Genomic DNA, 18,917 nt, shown 5'->3' with positions numbered 1-18,917 from the left:
CGACTCCTGCTGACGGAAGATCTCGTCCAGCCTGCCCTGGATATTGGGCGTCGACGGATCGAAGACCACCACATTCGGCCCGAGATCACCACCGCCCGGGATCGGGTCGCTGCCGCCCGAGGTGCCGCCGAAGACCTGGAACTCCCAGAGCGAGTAGCCCCATTGGGTGGCGCGCGCGGTGCCGTACATCCGGACGTAGCGGGCGTTGCCCGAGACGGTGAGCGTTTCCGTGCCGCCGGGCCCGGTGGTGGTGGAGTACGCGGTGGTCCAGCTCGTGCCGTTGGTGGAGAACTCGACGCGGTACGCCGTGGCGTACGCGGTCTCCCAGCGCAGGACGATCTGACTGATGGCGGCGGTGGCGCCCAGGTCGACCTGGATCCACTGCGGATCGGACGCCGCGCTCGACCAGCGGGTCCCGTTGTCGCCGTCGACGGCCCCGGTGGCGGGGGTGCCGGCGTTCTCCTGGCTGGAGGCGGTCACGGGCTTGCCCTGGGAGAGCAGGGTGGGCGCGGCCTGGGCGGAGGTGCCGGGGATGAGGAGTAACAGGGACGCGATCAGGGTGGCCGCGAGGGAGGCGGCCAGTCCGCGTCGGCGCGCGGGTCGCCGACGCGCGGGCGAGGGTCTGCGGAACACCGGTGAGGCGAGCGGAGGAGCGTGCATGGGCAAGTCTCCTGAGTGTCGGGCAATGCGGGAGGCACGGTGGGAGAGAGCGCTCGGAGAGCGCTCTCTGAGTACCGGTGATGCTTCTCCCGTGTTTCGTACACGTCAAGAGTTGTGCGCGAACCCGCCGGGGCTGGTTCTATGGCGGACAGGAAATTACGGTCGGGGCACGGCCGTTGTGGGTATTCATGTCGCGTCTCGGGTGGGCGTCGGTTCAAGATCTGACGACGGGGGTGCGCCGGTGGTGTCCGGCGCGTTCGACACGCGCTCCAGCCACTCGCTCAGCAGTGTGGTCTCAGCGGTGGTCAGGGCCTTGGGCGGCGACTGCCGGACGAGTGCTCCCAGGCGTGCCGCGGCGGCCGGGGTGTCGGCGGGGGCCGGGCCGTCGGCGGAGGCCGTGGTCGCGTCCTGGGCCGCGGTCTCCCCGTACATCGCCTCCGGAGTGAAGACGGCGGCGTGCGCCGCGTCGCGCACCCGCCGTGACATATCGGGGTCCTTGAAGGTGGCGGGGCGGCCGACCAGCATCAGGGCCACACCGACATTCGCCGACATGACCATCTGGGCGGCGAGCTCGGGGGAGATCCGCAACTTGCCCTGGGCCGCGGCTCGTTCGAGATCGCGGGTGAGGATCTGATGGGCCTCCAGAGCGGAGGCCGGCGGCTTGCGCATCAGTGGGGAGTTCATCAGCCGGTACAGATTGGGATTCGCCAGCGCGAACGCCACATGGGTGTCCCAGCCGTCGCGCAGATCCTGGATCGGATCGGCTCCCGGCTGATGTAGGCGCTTGGTCGCCAGGTAGGCGTCGAAGCCATGGTCGACCACGGCGGAGAGGAGCCCCTCCTTGTCGCCGAACTGCCGGTAGAGCACCGGCGCGCCGACCTGGGCGGCCTCACAGACCGCGCGTGTGGAGATATCGCCGTTCGGCGACTTCGCCACAAGATCGGCGGCCGCCTCCAGAATGCGTGTGCGCGTGCTCATGGAAGAGATGCTATCAACCAGGGCGTAGCGTTGCTATCGCGGTGACGCGGGAATCGCTACGCCCCGGCCCGACCGTCCTGTCAGAGCAGCTTCCACAGGTGATCGTCCGTGCCGTTGTCGTCGAACTGGACCACCTGGGCACTGTTGGCGGTCGACATTCCGTCGACGCCCAGCACCTTCCCGCTGTGCTTGTTGCGGATGCGGTACCAGCCGTCGCCGCTGTCCAGCAGCTGCCAGAGATGGTCGTCGGTCCCGTTGTCCGCGAACTGCACCACCGGTGCGCTGTTGGCCGTGGACATGCCGTCGACGCCGAGCACCTTGCCGCTGTTCCCGTTCCGGATCAGGAACCAGCCGTCGCCCTCGTCGGTCAGCTGCCAGGCATGGTCCGCCGTACCGGAATTGTCGAACTGCACCACCCGGGCGCTGTCGGCCAGCGACATTCCGTCCACGGCCAGGACCTTCCCGCTGTGCTTGTTCTGAACGCGGTGGAAGGCGGGTTCGGGCGTCCAGGGACGGCCGTCGGGGTTCGCGGTCGGGAAAGTGGTGACACGGAGCCTGGCCGCTCCCATGGGGATGAGCGTGACCCGCTCCACCGCCGAGGTGCTACGGGCCGGGCTGTCCTGAACGGGAGTGACGACCCGCTGATTGTCCGCGACCCACTCGGTGATCCGGCGGGCGGGGGCGGTGATCCGGACCGGTGTGCCCTCCTGGGTGAAGGGATCGCCGGTCAGCGGACCGCTGTCGGCGGAGAACCGCAGATCCGCGGGCGGATCCGCGGGCCCGTCGGTGGCGAGGCCGTAGTTCCACGGCCCGCTCGCGTGCACGGCGAGTTCGGGGAAGTCGTCCGTCCCCGCGTAGCGCTCGTACCGTTCGCCGATCCGCAGGGAATAGGTCAGCGGGCCGTGGTCGATGCTGACGGCGCCGTGGTTGTCGTCCCAGCGGCGCACGGTCGTGCGCTGCGGCAGTCGCAGCGCCACCCGGTCACCGTCGCTCCAGGTGCGGTCGACCCGTACGAAAGCCGGGCCCGCTGGGGCGGCTGTCCGCCGCCCGTTGACGGAGAGTTCGGGCTGTTCGCACCAGCCGGGAATCCGCAGATGGAGCGGGAAGCGGAGAGGGCGCGGGGTGGAAATGGTGAGGGTGACCGTCTCCTTGAAGGGGTAGTCGGTGTCCTCGGTGACGGTGATCTCCGTGCCGTCGGCGACCTTCGCGCGGACGCGGCTCGCCGCGTACATCGCGGCGGCCAGCCCGCGGTCGGGGGTCGCGAGCCACAGCTCCTCGGTGAAGTAGGGCCAGCCCATGCCGTAGTTGTGCGGACAGCAGCGGTACTGGTCGACGCCGGGCTGGTACGACTGCATCGCGAAGCCGTTCTGGAACTGCCCTTGGTTCTTGCGGGAGTTGTCGAGATCGACGCTGTTGGCGGAGGTGATGTAGTGCACGCCCCGGCCCCAGGGGTCCGTGGCGGCCGGGAGCATGTTGAAGGCCAGCTCCTCGCAGCGGTCGGCCCACACCGGGTCGCCGGTGATACGGGTGAGCAGTTCATGGCTGGCCATGAACTCGACGATTCCGCAGGTCTCGAAGCCCTGCCGGGGGTCTCCGAATCCAGGCCTGGCGTTCTCGTCCCCCGCGAATCCGCCCCCGGGGAACTGGCCGTAAGAGCCCATGATGGTGGCGTAGTTGCGGTAGGTGGACCGGGTGAGCTCGGCGGACCCCGAGCGCAGGGCGTACTGCGCGGGCTCGCGGAAACCCTGCGCGATATTGACATTGTGCAGATCGGGGAAGTGGTCGACCCAGTTCGCGCCGTGCGTATGCATGGTGTCGGCCAGATCGAGAAGGAACGGCTCGCGGCTGCGGTTGTAGACCCACATGGCGATGTCGAGACCGTCGCCCCAGCGTTTCGAGACCCAGCTGGAGTTGAACGCCCCGGGGCCCTGCGCGTTCATATAGCGGAGGAAACGCACGAGGAACGGCACGATCCGCTGGTCGCCGGTGAACTCCTCGTGCGAGCGCAGCGCCTGGAGCAGCGGCAGATAGGGCCAGAAGTCGGGGCCGCCGTTGAGCGCGGTACGCAACCGGGTGGGGCCGAAGAAACCGTCCGGCCGCTGCGTGGCCAGGATCGCGTCGATCCAGCGGCGGCTCGTGGCGAGGGCGTCCCCGTCGCCGGTGAGCGCGGCGAGGCTGACGTATCCGCGCAGCCAGTAGGTGACTTCCTCCCAGCCGTCCTTCTCCGGGTGGACCCAGCCGGATTCGTCGAACCGCAGGAAGTGGGAGATCTCGGCGTAGCGGCCGAAGAGCCCGTCGAGGAGGAGGCGCAGCTGCCCCGAGAGCCAGCCGCGGGCCGTGACGCTGCCGAGGGGGAGCTTCTGGAAGGCGGTGGGGGCGAGCGGCGCTGCGTTCGGCGCGTACCAGCCGCCGCGTGCCGGAGCGACGGCGGAGGCGGAGGGCGCTAAGGGGCCGAGGAGGGCCCCGCCGCTGACCGCGAGGGCGCCGGTGTGCAGAAAACGTCGTCGGTCGAGCATGATCAGGGACTCCCATCCATGTCAGTGCCGAGCTGTACAACGTTAAAAAGAGCGGGAGTTGGCATCACAGCACGCGGCAGTCGCTCTGTCCAGGCGCGGGGCGGACGTCATACGACTGTCCGGCGCTCCGGCGACCCGGACCGGATGCGGTTCTACCGGTTCGCCCCGCATCTCTCGCGGCGTTTTGCCGGGAAAGTTACGCTACATGCGTTCGAGCGCCACGAAACTCAGTGAGGAGCCCGGCCGGCTGACCGGGCTCCCAGCCCACCTCCGGAGCGGGCGCATGGCAGGACGCGATCGGGACCGGGACCGGCCGGTGATCGGTGCGGACGAGAGACTCGCACTGAACCGCATGGGCAGCTTCGACTGGGACCTCGAAAGCGGGGCCTTCGAGCTCGATGCGGCGGGCCTCGCTGTGTTCGATCTGCGCCCCGACGAGTACGACGGCGTCGCCGAGACCCTGACCTCACGCGTCCCCCGCGAGGAGGGCCTGCGCCTGCAAGCCGTGGTGGACGCGGCGATCCGGAGCGGCCGGACCTCGTACGGCTCGTATTTCCAGCTGATGCGCCGCACCGGAATGCGGCAGTGGACCCATACGAGGGGCCGCATCCTGCGCGACGAGCAGGGCCGCCCGTACCGGATCGTCGGCATCGTACGGAACGCCACGGCGGACCTCTCCGAATTCACCGTGGTCAACCCGGCGGAAACGGGCCGTACGGGCATGACCGGCATGGTCCACAGCGCCACGGACGCCCTCTCCCGGGCGATCACCGTGGACGATGTCGCCGCCGCGCTGACGGGCGCGGGCGGTCTTGAGCACTTCGGCGCCGACGGACTCGCGCTCGGCCTGGTGGAGGGCGGCGCCCTGAAGCTCATCGCGCTGGCCGGCGAGTCCATCGAGGTGCTCGACGACCTGCGGCTCCACCGCCTCGACGGCTCCCTGCCGCTCGCCGAGGCGGTCCTGAACCAGCGGCCGAGGTTCGTCAGCTCACTGCGCGATCTGGTGGTCGACCGTTTCCCCCGCCTGCGGCCGTACGTCCGGGGCCTCGGCGCCAACGCGGCGGCCTTCCTGCCGCTGGTCGCCCAGGCCCGCTCCATCGGCTGTCTGGCGCTCTTCTACCGGCGGCGTACGCACTTCTCGACCGAGGACCGCAACATGCTGATGGGCCTGGCGGGCATCGTGGCCCAGTCCCTCCAGCGCGCCATCCTGTTCGACCAGGAGCGAGAGTTCGCCACCGGCCTCCAGGCGTCCATGCTGCCCCGCGACATCCCGGAGTTCCCCGGCGCCGAGATCGCGGTCCGCTATCACGCGGCCTGGAGCGGCAGAGAGGTCGGGGGCGACTGGTACGACGTCATCACCCTGCCCCGGAGCCGGGTCGGCATCGTGATCGGTGATGTCCAGGGGCATGACACACACGCCGCCGCCATCATGGGCCAGCTCCGTATCGCCCTGCGCGCCTTCGCGGGCGAGGGCCACGCGCCCGCGACCGTCCTGGCGCGCGCCTCACGCTTCCTCGCCGAGCTCGACACGGAGCGCTTCGCGACCTGCGTATACGCCCAGGTGGACCTGGCCACCGGCGGGATACTCGCCGTACGGGCCGGCCATCTCGGTCCGCTCGTCCGGCACAACGACGGCAGAATCGGCTGGCCCCATCTGCGCGGCGGACTGCCCCTGGGGTTCGCCACGGCCTTTGGACAGGAGGACTTCCCTGAGACCCGGCTCGACCTCGTACCGGGCGAGACCCTGGTGCTGTGCACCGACGGGCTGGTCGAGGAGCCGGGCAGCGATATCTCGGCCGGGATGGACGCGCTCGCCGAGATGGTACGGACCGGCCCCGGGCGGGCGGGCGCGCTCGCCGACCATCTCTCGGAGCGGCTGTGGGAGCGCTGGGGGACGGGCGACGATGTCGCGCTGCTCGTACTGCGCCGCCGCCCCGATCCCGGCACCGACCAGGCGCCCCGTCTCCACCTGTACGTCCACCAGGCGGACCCGGAGGGCCTGGTCGAGAGCCGTGCCGTGCTGCGCCAGGCGCTGGCGGACTGGGGGCTGGCCGAGCTCATCGACGATGTGGAGCTGGCCGCGGGCGAGCTGCTGGTGAATGTGCTGCTCCACACCGAGGGCGGCGCGGTGCTCACCCTGGAGGTCCTGCCGGAGCCGGTGCGCCGCGTACGTCTGTGGGTCAAGGACCGCTCCAGCGTCTGGCCCCGCCGCCGGGAGCCGGGCGAGGCGGCCACCTCCGGACGGGGGCTGCTGCTGGTGGACGCGGTGGCCGCGCGCTGGGGGGTCGAGCCGCGCGGGGACGGCAAGGCGGTCTGGTGCGAGTTCCGGCCGGAGAGCGGGCGGGTCTGAGGACGGCGGACGGGGCTGAGGGCGGCCAGGCATGGAGCGCTGCTCTTACGAAGCAGATGTCGGCGTACGGAGCTGAGGCGGCGAGGACGCGCAGGGCAGGCCTCAGCGCGGCGTCCCGCGTCCGGGCTGCGGGGACAATGGGCCTGTGACCTACCGCTATCGCGTGCTCGGCACCACCCGGGCCGTTCGACAGGACGGGACCGAGGTGCCGCTCAGCGGGGCGCGGCTGCGGGCGCTGCTGAGCGCGCTCGCCGCCGCCGGGGGCCGGGTCGTGGGCACCGGACAGCTGGCGGACCAGATCTGGGGCGAGGACGCGCACGCGCCCGCCGATGAGATCGCCGCTCTCCAGGCGTTGGTGGGGCGGGTACGACGGGCCCTCGGGAGCGCGGCCGTGGCCTCGGCGCCCGGCGGCTACCGGCTGAACGCGCAACGCGACGACATCGATCTCTTCCGCTTCGAACGGCTCGCCGCCGAAGGCACCGCGGCCCTCGGCGCCGGCGATGCCCGACAGGCGGCCACGGTGCTGGACGAGGCCCTGGCGCTCTGGGACGGGCCCGCGCTCGCGGACCTTCCCGGCCGGGACACCGACCCGCGGGCCGTACGCGCCGAACAGCGGCACGCGGAGGCCCGCCGCGCCCGGCTGGCCACCGACGTCGCGCGGGGCAGGCCGGAACAGGCCCTGGCCGGTCTCGCGGCCCTCACCGCAGGGCAGCCGCTCGACGAGCCGCTCCACGCGCTCCGTATCCGGGCCCTGCGTGCGGCAGGCAGGCCGGCCGAGGCCCTCCAGGCGTACGAGGAGATACGCACCCAGCTCGCCGAGCGGCTGGGCACCGGACCCGGCCGTGAGCTGCGCGCCCTGCATGCCGCGCTGCTGGCCGATGACGAGCCCGTGCCCACCGCTCCGGCGGCCTCGACGGCATCGGCCCCGGAGCCCGCCTCCCTGCCCGCTCCGGCCGGCCGGGCCGTCCCCGGCAATCTCCGGGCCCGTCTCACCTCCTTCGTCGGCCGCGAGCCGGAGCTGGCCGCGCTCGCCGCCGAACTGCCGGCCGCGCGGCTCATCACGCTGACCGGCCCCGGCGGCGCCGGAAAGACCCGGCTCTCCCTCGAAGCCGCCCGCGCGGCGGCCGGGGCATGGCCGGACGGTGTGTGGCTGGCCGAGCTGGCGCCCGTACGTGACCCCGCCGCCGTGGCCGAGACGGTGCTCACCGCGCTCGGCGCCCGCGAGACCGTGGTACGGGGCCCGGCGGCCGGGGACGGCGCGCCCCGAGACCCGCTGACGCGGCTCGCCGAGTACTGCGGACCGCGCCGGCTGCTGATCGTGCTCGACAACTGCGAGCAGGTGATCGACGCCGCCGCCGGGCTGGCGGAGACGCTGCTCACCGGCTGCCCCGGGGTGAGCGTGCTGGCCACCAGCCGCGAACCGCTCGGCGTGCCGGGCGAGTCCGTACGGACCGTCGGGCCCCTGCCGCAGGACATGGCGCTCCAGTTGCTCGCCGAACGCGGCGCCGCCGCCCGGCCGGGATTCCGTACCGCCGACGACCCGGTCGCGTGTGCCGAGATCTGCCACCGGCTCGACGGACTGCCGCTCGCCATCGAGCTGGCCGCCGCGCGGCTGCGCGCGTTCGAGCCGCGGCAGCTCGCGGACCGGCTGGACGACCGCTTCCGGCTGCTCGGCACCGGCAGCGGGGCCCGGACCGTCCTGCCGAGACAGCGGACCCTGCGGGCCGTCGTCGACTGGTCCTGGGAGCTGCTGACCGAGGGCGAACGGGCCGTACTGCGCCGTCTGTCGGTCTTCTCCGGCGGCTGCGCCCCCGCCGAGGCGGAGGCCGTGTGCGGGGAGAACGGCGAGGACGGGAACACGCTCGGGCTGCTCGTCTCCCTCATCGACAAGTCGCTGGTCGTCGCGGACCCCGGGGGCGCGGACGGTATGCGCTACCGGCTGCTGGAGACCGTCGGCGAGTACGCGGCCGAGCGGCTGGACGCGTCGGGGGAGCGGGCGGCCGTCGAGCGCCGTCATCTGGCCGCCTACCGTGAGCTGGCCCGTACCGGCGACCCGGAGCTGCGCGGTCCGCGCCAGGCCCGGCTGCTGCGCCGGTTCGAGCGGGAGCACGACAATCTGCGTACCGCGCTGCGCACCGCCGTCGACCGCGGGGAGGAGCAGGAGGCGATCTGTCTGGTGCTCTCGCTGAGCTGGTTCTGGCAGCTGCGCGACCACCAGCCCGAGGCCAGGGCCTGGTTCACCGCCGCCGCCGCGCTCGGTCCCGATCCCTTCCTGGCGCCCGTACGCCCTGCCGTACCGCTGACCGAGCCGTGCACGGCGCTCGCGCCGCCCTGGCCGGAGGAGCAGCTGTGGGAGGCGCGGCGTGGAGCGCGGCTGCTGGTGCTGGCGAGCGGCGGCGAGGCGGATGTCTCCGGGCCGGATGTCTCGGGGCCGGCCTGGCCCGGTACGACGGCGCGGCTGCGCGCGATCGTGGCGGCGTACCGCCCCGGACTGCCGCAGATCTGCCGCCAGCCGGGAACCATGTGGTTCATCGCCAAGCTGATGGTGGGGGACTACCCCGGGATCGGCGCGGCCCTGGACGCACAGGTGCGGGCCTGCCGGGAGCGGGGGAGCGGCTGGGATCTCGGGCTGGCGCTGATGCTCAGGGCGCAGCTGGCGGGCGGCCGTCCCGACGGGGCGGCCGGAGCGGCGCGTGACGCGGACGAGGCGCTGGCCCGGTTCGAGCGGGCCGGGGATCTCCACGCGATCGCCCAATCCCTCTGGGCGCGTGGTGAGTTGTACGAGTACCAGGGGCGGTACGAGGAAGCCGCCGCCGACTTCGCACGCGCCATGGAGAGCTGCGCTCCGATCGGTGCGTACGGCCAAGTGCCCCTGTTCAAGGCCCGGCTGGCGTCCGTACGCCAGGAGTCGGCGGGTGACCCGACTGCGGAACAGGCCGCCGAACGGCTGCTGGTCGAGGCGGTGGAGGAGGCCGCCGAGGCGGCGGGGTACGCCGAGGGTACGGCCCGGCTGCTGCTCGCCCGGCGCTATGGACGCACCGGCCGGACGGATCAGGCACGTACGCAGCTGCGCGCCCTGGAGGCGGGCGTGGCGGGAGAGGGTGCGGCGAGGGAAGGTGCGGCGGGGGAGAGCGCGGCGGCGGAGAGTGCCGCCTTCGCCGAACAGCCGTTCCTCGGTGGTGTGGTCGAGGGCATGCACGGCTGGCTGGACTGTCTGGAAGGGGAGTTCGAGCGGGCGCGGGAGCGTACCGCCCAGGCCGTACGGCGGCTGGACAGCCTGGCCTATCTGGTCACCCCGCATCTGATTATCCATCAGTTCCCTTGCGCGGCCTGGGCCAAGGCCCGGCTGGGGGCCGCCGAGGACGCGGCGCGGCTGCTCGGCGCGTACGCCCATCACCTCGCCCTGCCGGAGGGTTTCCGTCTCGGGACCCTTCCGTCCGTCCCGGACACGGAGATCCTCGCCAGAGCCGAAGCGGCGGTACGCGCGGCGCTCGACGAAGCGACGTACGCCCGCGCCCGCGGCGAGGGCGCCGGCCTCCCGGTGAAGGAGGCCGCCGCCCTGATCTGACGCTACGTCAGATCAGCTGCGTCCGACAGGCGTTCGCGCGCCTCCGCGAGATCCTCCTCCGTCGGGGCGTCGTCCTGGGCGAGGTCGAGCCGCCAGTAGCCGGAGAAGTGGACCGACCGCTTGTCGAGCCCGCGCTCTTCGACGAGATGACGCCGCAGCGCACGGACCGCGCCCGCCTCGCCGCCCAGCCAGGCGAGGACCGAGCCCGCCGGGAACTCCGCGGCGCGCACCGCCGCCACCAGCGGGCCGCCGCGCCCGGCGGGCGCCCCGCCGCGGTGCAGCCAGTGCACCGTCACCTCACCCGCCGTGTCGAACCGCTGCTCCTCCGTCGTGTCCACCACCTCGACATACGCCACCGCACGGGCGCCTGCCGGCAACGTCTCGACGAGGGTGCCGATCGCGGGCAGGGCCGTCTCGTCGCCGGCCAGCAGCAGCCAGTCGGTCGTGCCCAGCGGTACGGGTGTGGCGAAGTACGCGGACGGTCCGAACATGCCCAGTACGGCACCGGGCGCGGCCCTCCGCGCCCACGAGGTCGCGGGGCCCGTCCCAGCGCCGTCACCGTCGCCGTGGAGGACGAAATCGATGTCGATCGTGGCACGCAGCGGATCGTGCGACCGGACGGTATAGCTGCGCGTCCAGGGCCGCTCCTCCTCGGGAATCGCCTGGAACGCGCCGTACCACCGCATCACATCGCCGTCCGTACCGGCCTCCGGCAGCCGTGGGACACGCTGCCCCGGCCTCGGGAAGTACAGCTTCACCTGCTGATCGGGCCCGTCCAGCGTGAAGTCGGCGAGGGAGGGGCCGCCGAAAGTGACGCGGGCCATGTGCGGCGAGATCCGCCGGACCCCGGTCACTTCGACGGTCCGTACCGGCAGCGCCCGTGGTGCGCCGCCGCCTTGCTGAGGTGCGTTGTCTGTCATACGGGCAACGCTGGCAGCCGGCTCCTACACGCCACCGACAGCGCGCCTACACCGAGGACGCTCCTACGCGCCGGCCGCGTCGACGCCGTCCACGGCGTCAGCGACGGTGTGGAGGAACCGCGCGTGCGCGCGGTGGCTGCCCGGCGCTTCCGGGTTCCACGGCACGATCCGCGCCCGCTCCTCGATGGCGAGCCAGTGCGCGTTGCCCCGGAGCGCTTCGCGCGGCGCGGCGTTCGCGCGTACGTCCGCGAGCACGATGTCCGGCTCCAGCGCGGCCGCCTCGGCCCATTCGGCCGTACGCCAGTTGGCCCCGCCGCCCTCCTCGGGCTCGATCAGCGCCACCCCCAGTTCGCTGACGGCGCGTAGATCGGGCCAGGTCAGGGGCCGGGCCAGATACGCCGTTTCCGGTCCCGCCGCCGAGAGGGCCAGCACCCGGGGCGCGCGGGGGCGGGCCGCCGAGGCGCGCAGCCGGGCCTCCGCACGCTCCAGATCCTCCTCCGCGGGCCGGAGCGGCGTACGCAGCGAGCGGGCCAGCGCGGTGAACCGGTCCCTGATCCCGTCGAGCGAGCGATCCTTCCCCACATCGAGGACGACGACGGGCACCTGCTCCTCCAGATGCTTGGCCGCCTCCGGGTCGATGCCGTAGACCTGTCCGCCGCCGTAGCTGACGGCGACGACGAGGTCCGGCTCGGCCGCGAACAGGGCGTCCAGATCGAGGGCGCTGCCCGCGCCGAAGGAGCGCAGTTCGGCGAGGGGCAGCTCGCCCGCCTTCGCCGGATCGGGGGTGTCCCCGTCATGGTGGGATCCGAAGATCCCCAGGGGACGCAGACCGTGGTCCCAGAGGGTCGCGCCCGCCTGTATGTAGGCCACCACCCGCGTCGGGTGGCTTCGTGCCACGGTGAGATGGCCGCGGTCGTCAGTGAACTCCCAGCTGTTGCCCGGGTTCATGCCTCGCCTCGTTCCGCTCGTGTTGGTGCGGTGTCCTGGGCGTCGAATCCGTACGCGGGTTCGCACGGGCGCCACCCACTCTCTGCCCAGCACGGGGCGCGCGGACTCCCGCCGCGTGCCTACAGCGGTCCCGGCGCGGGGTTACGGCTCGATCAGACCGGCCCGGATCGCGTAGCGCGTGAGCTCCAGCCGGTCCCGCAGCCCGAGTTTCTGGAGGAGGTTGGCGCGATGGCGCTCGACGGTCTTGGCGCTGATGACCAGGATCCCGGCGATCTCCTTGGAGGTGTGTCCCTCGGCCACCAGCTTGAGGATCTCCTCCTCGCGGGGCGTGATGGCGCTGTCCGGGATGCTGTCGCCCTGTCGTACCCGGTCGAGGTAGTTACGGATCAGAGCGGTCACGGCCCCGGGATAGAGGAACGGTTCGTCGCGCATCGCGGCCCGGCACGCCTCCACCAGGTCCCGGTCGGCGACGGACTTGAGGACATAGCCGCTCGCGCCGGACTTCAACGCCTCGAAGAAATACTGCTCGTTGTCGTACATGGTCAGCATCAGGATGCGGATCTCGGGCTGGAGTCTGGCGAGTTCGCGTGCCGCCTGGAGGCCGGTCATCCGCGGCATCGCGATATCCAGGATGGCCAGGTCGGGCCGGTGGGCGCCGGCCATCTCGATGGCCTCCGCGCCGTCGCCCGCCTCGGCGACGACCGTCAGATCCGGTTCGTTGTCGAGGATCAGCCGGACTCCCCGGCGGACCAGGGCGTGATCGTCCGCCAGGAGGATGCGGGTCTGGGTGGCCTCGGGCATGGTCAGTCGCTCCCCTTGATCTCGTCGCTCCTGGAATTCTCGGAACTCCTGGAGCTCCGTTCGCTGTTGTCGATTTCGCCGCCGTCTCCGCTGTCTCCGGCGTCCTCCCTGATCGGCACGCGCAGCCGTACGTCCGTTCCGCCGCCGGTTCCACCGCTCCGCGCGCGGCCCCGCCCCACCGACAGCTCGGCGCCGATGAGCAGCGCCCGTTCGCGCATCCCGCGGATGCCCGCGCCCTCCGTCGCCGTACCGATCCCGCGCCCGTCGTCCCTGAGCCGCAACTCCACGCCCCCGGTGGTGCGCCGGAGCGTGATATCGACCTGCCGCGCGTCGGCGTGGCGCACGATATTGGTGAGACCCTCCTGCGCGACCCGGTAGAGCACCAGCTCGGCGTCCTCGCCCAGCCGGGGCAGCGCGCTGTCGAAGCCGCGCCGCACGGAGAGGCCGGAGTGCGTGGTGATCTCGCTGGTCAGCGCCTTGAGCGCGCTGATCAGACCCAGCTCCTCCAGCACCCCGGGGCGGAGCCGGCGGGCGATCCGGCGGATCTCGTCCAGACTGTCCCGGGTCGTCTCCTGCACATGGCGCAGTTCGTCGCGCAGCGGTACGGGCGCCCGGTCGGCGACGCGCTTCAACTCAAGCAGCACGGCCGTGAGCGTCTGGCCGATCTCGTCGTGCAACTCCTGGGCGATCCGGCGGCGTTCGGCCTCCTGGGCGGAGAGCGCGAGCCCGCTGCTGGCGGCCCGCTCGGCCTCCAGCCGGTCGAGCATGGTGTTGAACGTCCTGATCAGATCGGCGATCTCGCCATGCCCCGATACCGCGGGCCTGCGGCCGGGTCGCAGCAGATCGGTCGTGGTCATGGCCCGGGTGAGCCGTTGCAGCGGAGCGAGTCCGATCCGCAGCAGCGCGGCGTTGGCGACGAGCATGGCCGCCAGCCCCAGGACCATGATCAGGGCTTCCGTGAGCAGTACGGGGGCGGAAACGGTGACGGGACCGAGCAGCAGCAGGGCGGTGGCCGCGAACAGGACCGCGGCGTTGAGCAGAAAGATCCGCCAGAACAGGGACACGGAACGCGGCCTCCTCGCATTAGACGCCCCCTCACTATCGCCCGCCCGGAGAGAGCCGTCCGACAGCCGCCCCGCGCTCCCGCCCTCCATGGGGGGCGTACGCCCGCGTGTCTACATGTCGGCCACCCCCGGATTTGGGTGTCGGCTCCGATGGCGGCGGGGTGCCCCGGCGGGTGATCGTGTGAAGGAACCGAGATCGTGTGAAGGACCCGACGGGAGGGAACTCGTGGCAGCCTTCGAAGACCGGCGACTCGGCGATCTCGCCGCGCAGCTGCGCCAGGACGACCCCCGGTTCGCGCGCGCTCTGGAGACCGGCTCCCCCTGCCGTCCGCGTGAGTACCGGCACGGCGTCGCCTGGCTGCTGCTGGCCGTCGCGCTCGGCGGATTCGTGCTGGGCATCGTCGTGGGCCATGGACTTCTCATCGCCGGCGGACTGGTACTGGCCGGGCTGGCCGCCCATCTCTTCGACCCCGACCGGGGCCGCGTCCGGCAGGGCATCGCCCGCACTTCGGAATAGCCCTTCCCACACTTCCGAATAGCCCTTCAGAAATAGCCACTTTTCAGGGCGAACCGCTCTTTTCCTCCCGTAAAGCCCAATCGCCACATTTTATTTTACGTTAAAATGGTCGGCGGGTGACCAACGCTCCCTTGGTGTTGGTGTGCCCATGGCAGCGATTCTGGGCGAACGGTCGGTCACGCGGGGCTTGAGGGGGCGGTTTCCATATGCGCGCTCCCCTGCCTGTCCGCCGCGCCGGGTCGACTGACGCCGCGTCAGTACCGTCACGGGTGCCCTTACCGGAGCTTCCCGCACCGGCGCCTTCCGCAGCGGTGCTTCCGCACGGCGCATGACGCAGAATCCCTGTCCGGTGGTGGGCGGCGCACCGTCCCGCCCGACCGCCAGGCCGGCCCGTCCAAGGGGCCGCCGTGCCCGCACACCCTCACGCCACGCCCGCATGGAGCGTTCTCTATGGAGCCCACAGCTCACGTCAGCAAAACCGCCCTGCCCGGGGTCGGTACCCGCTACGACCTCAGCACCGAGGCGGGCAAGCATCTGTCGGTCGTCGTGCACCAGGACGGCCGGCGCATTCTCGCCTTCCACGATCCCGAGGACGACGACAACTGCCGGGACGCCGCGACGCTCGCCCCGCACGAGGCGACCGCGCTCTCCAAGCTCCTGACGCCCGATCCCGTCGCGCATCTGCACCAGCACCTCGAAATCGATCTGCTCACCGAGCACATCCAGATCACCAAGCGGTCCCCGTACGCGGGCCGGACGCTCGGCTCCGCCCAGGTGCGCACCCGTACGGGCGCCTCCATCGTCGCCGTCCTGCGCCGTACCGACGCCTTTCCCTCACCCACCCCGGACTTCCGCTTCGCCCTGGGGGACACGCTCGTCGTCGTCGGCACCCGGGAAGGCGTGGACGCCGTCGCCGAACTGATCACCGGAGGATAAGCGCCCGTGCACGAGACCACCGCACTGCTCATCGAACTCGGGGCCATCATCCTGGGCCTCGGGATACTCGGCCGGCTCGCGGGCCGAGTGGGCTTCTCCGCCATTCCGCTCTATCTGCTCGCCGGGCTCGCCTTCGGCCACGGCGGGCTGCTGCCGCTCAACGCGAGCGAGGAGTTCGTCGCCACCGGCGCCGAGATCGGCGTCATTCTGCTGCTGCTCCTGCTGGGGCTGGAGTACAGCGCCTCCGAACTCGTCTCCAACCTCAAGACCCAATACCCCTCCGGCATCGTCGACTTCGTACTGAACGCCGTACCGGGCGCCGCCGCCGCGCTGATCCTGGGCTGGGGTCCGGTCGCCGCGGTGGCCCTGGCCGGTGTGACCTGGATCTCCTCCTCCGGCGTGATCGCGAAGGTCCTCGGCGACCTCGGCCGGCTCGGCAACCGCGAGACGCCCGTGATCCTCGGTGTCCTGGTCATCGAAGACCTCGCCATGGCCGTCTATCTGCCGCTTCTCACCGCGCTGCTCGCCGGACTCAGCCTCGCCGGCGGGAGTCTGACGCTGCTGATCTCGCTCGGTACGGTCGGCGCCGTCCTCTATCTGGCGCTGCGTCACGGCCGGCTGATCAGCCGCGCGGTCTCCTCCGACAACCCGGAGATGCTGCTCCTGGTCGTCCTCGGTCTCACGGTCCTGGTCGCCGGAGTCGCCCAGGAACTCCAGGTCTCCGCCGCCGTCGGCGCGTTCCTCGTCGGTATCGCGCTCTCCGGCGAGGTCGCCGAGGGCGCGCACAACCTGCTCGCCCCGCTGCGCGATCTGTTCGCCGCCGTCTTCTTCGTCTTCTTCGGTCTGAACACCGACCCGGCCGCCATTCCGCCGGTCCTCGTACCGGCCCTGATCCTGGCGACCATCACCACGCTGACGAAGATCGGCACCGGCTGGTACGCGGCCAAACGGGCGGGAGTACGGACCGCCGGCCGCTGGCGCACCGGTGGCACGCTCGTGGCGCGCGGTGAGTTCTCCATCGTCATCGCCGGACTGGCGGTCGGGGTGGAGCCGAGGATCGGGCCGCTGGCCACCGCGTACGTACTCATCCTGGTGATCCTCGGCCCGCTGGCGGCCCGCTGGACGGAACCCTTGGCCCGGCGTCTTACGCGCAGGCCCGCGCCCGCTGCGCCCGCCCCGGCCGCTGCCGCCGCTGTGCCCGTATCGCCGGAGGCCGGGGTCGCCCCGCCCGTGGCGAAACCGCCCGTAGCGGAACCGCCCGCCACGGAAGCGAACGACGCGGCGCCCAGCCGCCCCTGAGCCCGGTCCTGGCTCCGCCCGGCGGGCCCGGCTCTGTCCGGACCCGGGCGGAGCTCAGACCGGTTCGGCTCCGGAAGACACGAAAACGGGGCACAGGACGCACGCCCTGCGCCCTGTGCCCCTGCGGTGCCGGTGCCGGGTGTCAGACCCCGACGCCGAAATCTGCCGCGATACCGGCGAGACCGGAGGCGTACCCCTGGCCGACCGCGCGGAACTTCCACTCGGCCCCGTTGCGGTACAGCTCGCCGAAGACCATCGCCGTTTCGGTGGCCGCGTCCTCGCTCAGGTCGTAGCGGGCCAGCTCGGCGCCGCCCGCCTGGTTGACCACCCGGATATACGCGTTGCGGACCTGCCCGAAGGACTGCCCGCGCGACTCCGCGTCATGGATCGACACCGGAAAGACGATCTTGGAGACCTCGGCGGGCACACCCGCCAGATTGACCTTGACCGTCTCGTCGTCGCCCTCGCCCTCACCGGTGAGGTTGTCCCCGGTGTGCTCGACCGAACCGTCCGGGCTGGTCAGGTTGTTGTAGAAAATGAAGTGCTGATCCGACGCGACCTTGCCGGACTCGTCGACCAGCAGGGCGCTGGCATCCAGGTCGTAGTCCGTGCCGGTCGTCGTACGGACGTCCCAGCCGAGGCCGACAAGGACCGCCGTCAGTCCTGGTGCCTCCTTGCTGAGCGAGACATTGCCGCCTTTGGACAGGGAAACTCCCACGCTGCTCCTCCTGAGCTGAGCCGAACCGGTGACCGGAACTGAAATCTACAGGACTGTAGAAGAGTCCGGGAGTGCCCCTCGTGCGAGCGCGGGGCACGCCGGGCTCAGTAGCATGGACGACCTGCCCCCGTGATGTGGCGGCGCGGCGGGAGGGAGACATCGTGAGGGTGCACGGCAGTCCGGACGAGCGTCCTCGCCGGCGCGGCCAGGGCGAGCTGGAGGCCCAGGTACTCGCCGCGCTGCGGCAGGCGCCGGGGCCCGTCACGGCCGCCTGGGTGCAGGACCGGATCGGCGGGAAGCTCGCGTACACGACGGTGATGACCATCCTGACCCGGCTCCAGGCCAAGCGTGCGGTGACGCGGGAGCGCGCGGGCCGCTCCTTCGAGTGGCGCGCGGCCTCGGACGAGGCGGGGCTCGCCGCCCTCCGGATGCGCAAGGTGCTGGACGGGGAAGCGGACCGCGAGGCCGTACTGGCGCGGTTCGTGACCGCGCTCTCGCCGGACGACGAACGGCTGCTGCGCGATCTGCTCGTCCTGCCCGAGGACGGCCCGGAAGCCGGCGCCGACCCCGGCCCCGACCGTGTTTCCGATGCCGAGGACGGGGCGGGGGCCTGACGGAATGGGGATGTTCGTCTTTCTGCCGCTCGTCCTGCCGCTGACCGCACTGCCCATCGCGCGCCTGGCCGAAGTCCATCTCCATCCCCGTGTCGCCACCCGGCTGCTGTCGGCGCTGGCCGGCGTCCTCGCGCTGTGCAGCACCCTCTGTCTGGGGCTGCTGGTGGTGGTCGGCACGGCGCAGCTGCCCGGCAATCCACTGCCCGACGGCTGGTCGGACCCGGAGGTCAGGGAGGCGGTCCCGTACGACGAGATAGCGGGCAAGGCGGCCATCGTTGCCCTGGCCGGGGTCGCCGTCAGCTGCGCGGCCGCCGCCGGACGCCACCGCCGGGTACGCCGCCGCGCGCACCGCGCGCTGGCCGGGCTGCCGGATGGCGAACTCGCCGTGCTGACCGACGACGCGCCGTACGCCTACGCGCTGCCCGGCCCCCGGGCCGCGTCAGGGCCCGCCGTCGGCTCCGGCGTCGCCGCGCGGGGGCGGATCGTGGTCTCCACGGCCATGCTCGCGTGCCTGGACGCTCAGGAACGTACGGCCCTGATCGCGCATGAGCACGCGCATCTCAGCGGCCGGCACCACCGGTTCCTGCTGGCGGTACGGCTCGCCGCGCGGGCCAATCCGCTGCTGCGGCCGCTCAGGTCGGCGGTCGCGTACACCACCGAGCGCTGGGCGGACGAGGAGGCGGCCAAGGTCACCGGCGAGCGCACCGTCGTGGCCCGCGCCATCGGCAAGGCCGCGCTGATCTCCCGGGCCACCCCCACGCCGACTCTGGCCGGTTTCGCGGCGTCGGGACCGGGGCCGGGACCGGTCCCGCGCAGGGTGGCCGCGCTGCTGGGGCCCGAGCCCTCGGCCGTCCGCTGGCCACCGATGTTCACGGCGGTGGGGCTGGCGGTCTGGGCGGCGGCTGCCGGAACGCTCGGCTCCGCCCTGTCCTCGGCGAACGCGACCGTCACGCTCTTCCTCGTACTGAAGGCCGCCACGCCCCTCTGACCGAAGCCCGCGCCCCTGTGACCGCGTCGATGCCGGTGCC

15 protein-coding genes are annotated in these 18,917 nt (G+C 72.0%); 7 read left to right on the top strand and 8 right to left on the bottom strand.

Annotated elements, in window-relative coordinates; genetic code table 11:
• From IF11_RS0125370 to IF11_RS0125360, 3 genes are all read right to left on the bottom strand, one after another.
• A partial coding sequence (locus IF11_RS0125370) for a discoidin domain-containing protein (protein ID WP_030354044.1) occupies nt 1-660 on the bottom strand: 660 nt, incomplete at its 3' end.
• A 186-nt stretch (nt 661-846) separates the two neighbouring features.
• Nucleotides 847-1,638, bottom strand: a complete 792-nt coding sequence (locus tag IF11_RS0125365; RefSeq protein WP_051746194.1) for a TetR/AcrR family transcriptional regulator — start codon at nt 1,636-1,638, stop codon at nt 847-849.
• Nucleotides 1,639-1,718: 80 nt separating this feature from the next.
• Nucleotides 1,719-4,154 (bottom strand): RICIN domain-containing protein, encoded by a 2,436-nt coding sequence (locus tag IF11_RS0125360; RefSeq protein ID WP_037728468.1) that lies wholly within the window; start codon nt 4,152-4,154, stop codon nt 1,719-1,721.
• 283 nt (nt 4,155-4,437) lie between these two features.
• Here IF11_RS0125360 and IF11_RS0125355 point away from each other — a divergent pair, with 283 nt between their 5' ends.
• Entirely contained in the window at nt 4,438-6,504 is a 2,067-nt protein-coding gene (locus tag IF11_RS0125355) for a SpoIIE family protein phosphatase (RefSeq protein ID WP_030354041.1), read from the top strand.
• A 145-nt stretch (nt 6,505-6,649) separates the two neighbouring features.
• A complete protein-coding gene (locus IF11_RS0125350) occupies nt 6,650-10,072 on the top strand; it encodes an AfsR/SARP family transcriptional regulator (RefSeq protein ID WP_030354040.1) in 3,423 nt (1,140 codons plus the stop codon).
• A 2-nt stretch (nt 10,073-10,074) separates the two neighbouring features.
• Here IF11_RS0125350 and IF11_RS0125345 read toward each other — a convergent pair whose 3' ends face one another.
• From IF11_RS0125345 to IF11_RS0125330, 4 genes are all read right to left on the bottom strand, one after another.
• On the bottom strand, nt 10,075-10,992 hold the full coding sequence (locus IF11_RS0125345; RefSeq protein WP_051746193.1) for a siderophore-interacting protein: 918 nt from the start codon (nt 10,990-10,992) through the stop codon (nt 10,075-10,077).
• 63 nt (nt 10,993-11,055) lie between these two features.
• A complete protein-coding gene (locus tag IF11_RS0125340; RefSeq protein ID WP_030354038.1) occupies nt 11,056-11,940 on the bottom strand; it encodes a substrate-binding domain-containing protein in 885 nt (294 codons plus the stop codon).
• A 141-nt stretch (nt 11,941-12,081) separates the two neighbouring features.
• Nucleotides 12,082-12,741 (bottom strand): response regulator, encoded by a 660-nt coding sequence (locus IF11_RS0125335; protein ID WP_030354037.1) that lies wholly within the window; start codon nt 12,739-12,741, stop codon nt 12,082-12,084.
• A gap of 2 nt (nt 12,742-12,743) precedes the next feature.
• Nucleotides 12,744-13,805 (bottom strand): HAMP domain-containing sensor histidine kinase, encoded by a 1,062-nt coding sequence (locus IF11_RS0125330; RefSeq protein WP_078490909.1) that lies wholly within the window; start codon nt 13,803-13,805, stop codon nt 12,744-12,746.
• Between the two features lie 226 nt (nt 13,806-14,031).
• On the opposite strand from IF11_RS0125330, the gene IF11_RS0125325 reads away from it, so the two are divergent.
• From IF11_RS0125325 to IF11_RS0125315, 3 genes are all read left to right on the top strand, one after another.
• A complete protein-coding gene (locus tag IF11_RS0125325) occupies nt 14,032-14,322 on the top strand; it encodes a DUF3040 domain-containing protein (RefSeq protein ID WP_030354035.1) in 291 nt (96 codons plus the stop codon).
• 450 nt (nt 14,323-14,772) lie between these two features.
• Complete coding sequence (locus tag IF11_RS0125320; RefSeq protein ID WP_030354034.1) at nt 14,773-15,258, top strand: cation:proton antiporter regulatory subunit; 486 nt, start codon at nt 14,773-14,775, stop codon at nt 15,256-15,258.
• 6 nt (nt 15,259-15,264) lie between these two features.
• Complete coding sequence (locus tag IF11_RS0125315) at nt 15,265-16,557, top strand: cation:proton antiporter (RefSeq protein ID WP_030354033.1); 1,293 nt, start codon at nt 15,265-15,267, stop codon at nt 16,555-16,557.
• A 142-nt stretch (nt 16,558-16,699) separates the two neighbouring features.
• Here IF11_RS0125315 and IF11_RS0125310 read toward each other — a convergent pair whose 3' ends face one another.
• Complete coding sequence (locus tag IF11_RS0125310) at nt 16,700-17,275, bottom strand: TerD family protein (protein WP_030354032.1); 576 nt, start codon at nt 17,273-17,275, stop codon at nt 16,700-16,702.
• Nucleotides 17,276-17,436: 161 nt separating this feature from the next.
• On the opposite strand from IF11_RS0125310, the gene IF11_RS0125305 reads away from it, so the two are divergent.
• Both IF11_RS0125305 and IF11_RS0125300 read left to right on the top strand, forming a co-directional pair.
• Nucleotides 17,437-17,889, top strand: a complete 453-nt coding sequence (locus IF11_RS0125305; protein ID WP_030354031.1) for a BlaI/MecI/CopY family transcriptional regulator — start codon at nt 17,437-17,439, stop codon at nt 17,887-17,889.
• Nucleotides 17,890-17,893: 4 nt separating this feature from the next.
• Entirely contained in the window at nt 17,894-18,877 is a 984-nt protein-coding gene (locus tag IF11_RS0125300) for a M56 family metallopeptidase (RefSeq protein WP_030354030.1), read from the top strand.
• Nucleotides 18,878-18,917 lie beyond the last annotated feature (40 nt).

It is taken from the genome of Streptomyces scopuliridis RB72 (assembly GCF_000718095.1).
In the GTDB taxonomy this organism is placed as follows: Bacteria; Actinomycetota; Actinomycetes; order Streptomycetales; family Streptomycetaceae; genus Streptomyces; species Streptomyces scopuliridis.
The sequence above is the reverse complement of the archived record's forward strand: the minus strand, read 5'-3'. Positions and strand labels throughout refer to the sequence as shown.

What these genes read in the sequence shown, in the direction of transcription:
- IF11_RS0125365 (WP_051746194.1), bottom strand. Translation starts at nt 1,638, where the DNA reads ATGAGCACGCGCACACGCATTCTGGAGGCGGCCGCCGATCTTGTGGCG.
- IF11_RS0125360 (WP_037728468.1), bottom strand. Translation starts at nt 4,154, where the DNA reads ATGCTCGACCGACGACGTTTTCTGCACACCGGCGCCCTCGCGGTCAGC.
- IF11_RS0125355 (WP_030354041.1), top strand. Translation starts at nt 4,438, where the DNA reads ATGGCAGGACGCGATCGGGACCGGGACCGGCCGGTGATCGGTGCGGAC.
- IF11_RS0125345 (WP_051746193.1), bottom strand. Translation starts at nt 10,992, where the DNA reads ATGACAGACAACGCACCTCAGCAAGGCGGCGGCGCACCACGGGCGCTG.
- IF11_RS0125340 (WP_030354038.1), bottom strand. Translation starts at nt 11,940, where the DNA reads ATGAACCCGGGCAACAGCTGGGAGTTCACTGACGACCGCGGCCATCTC.
- IF11_RS0125335 (WP_030354037.1), bottom strand. Translation starts at nt 12,741, where the DNA reads ATGCCCGAGGCCACCCAGACCCGCATCCTCCTGGCGGACGATCACGCC.
- IF11_RS0125320 (WP_030354034.1), top strand. Translation starts at nt 14,773, where the DNA reads ATGGAGCCCACAGCTCACGTCAGCAAAACCGCCCTGCCCGGGGTCGGT.
- IF11_RS0125300 (WP_030354030.1), top strand. Translation starts at nt 17,894, where the DNA reads ATGGGGATGTTCGTCTTTCTGCCGCTCGTCCTGCCGCTGACCGCACTG.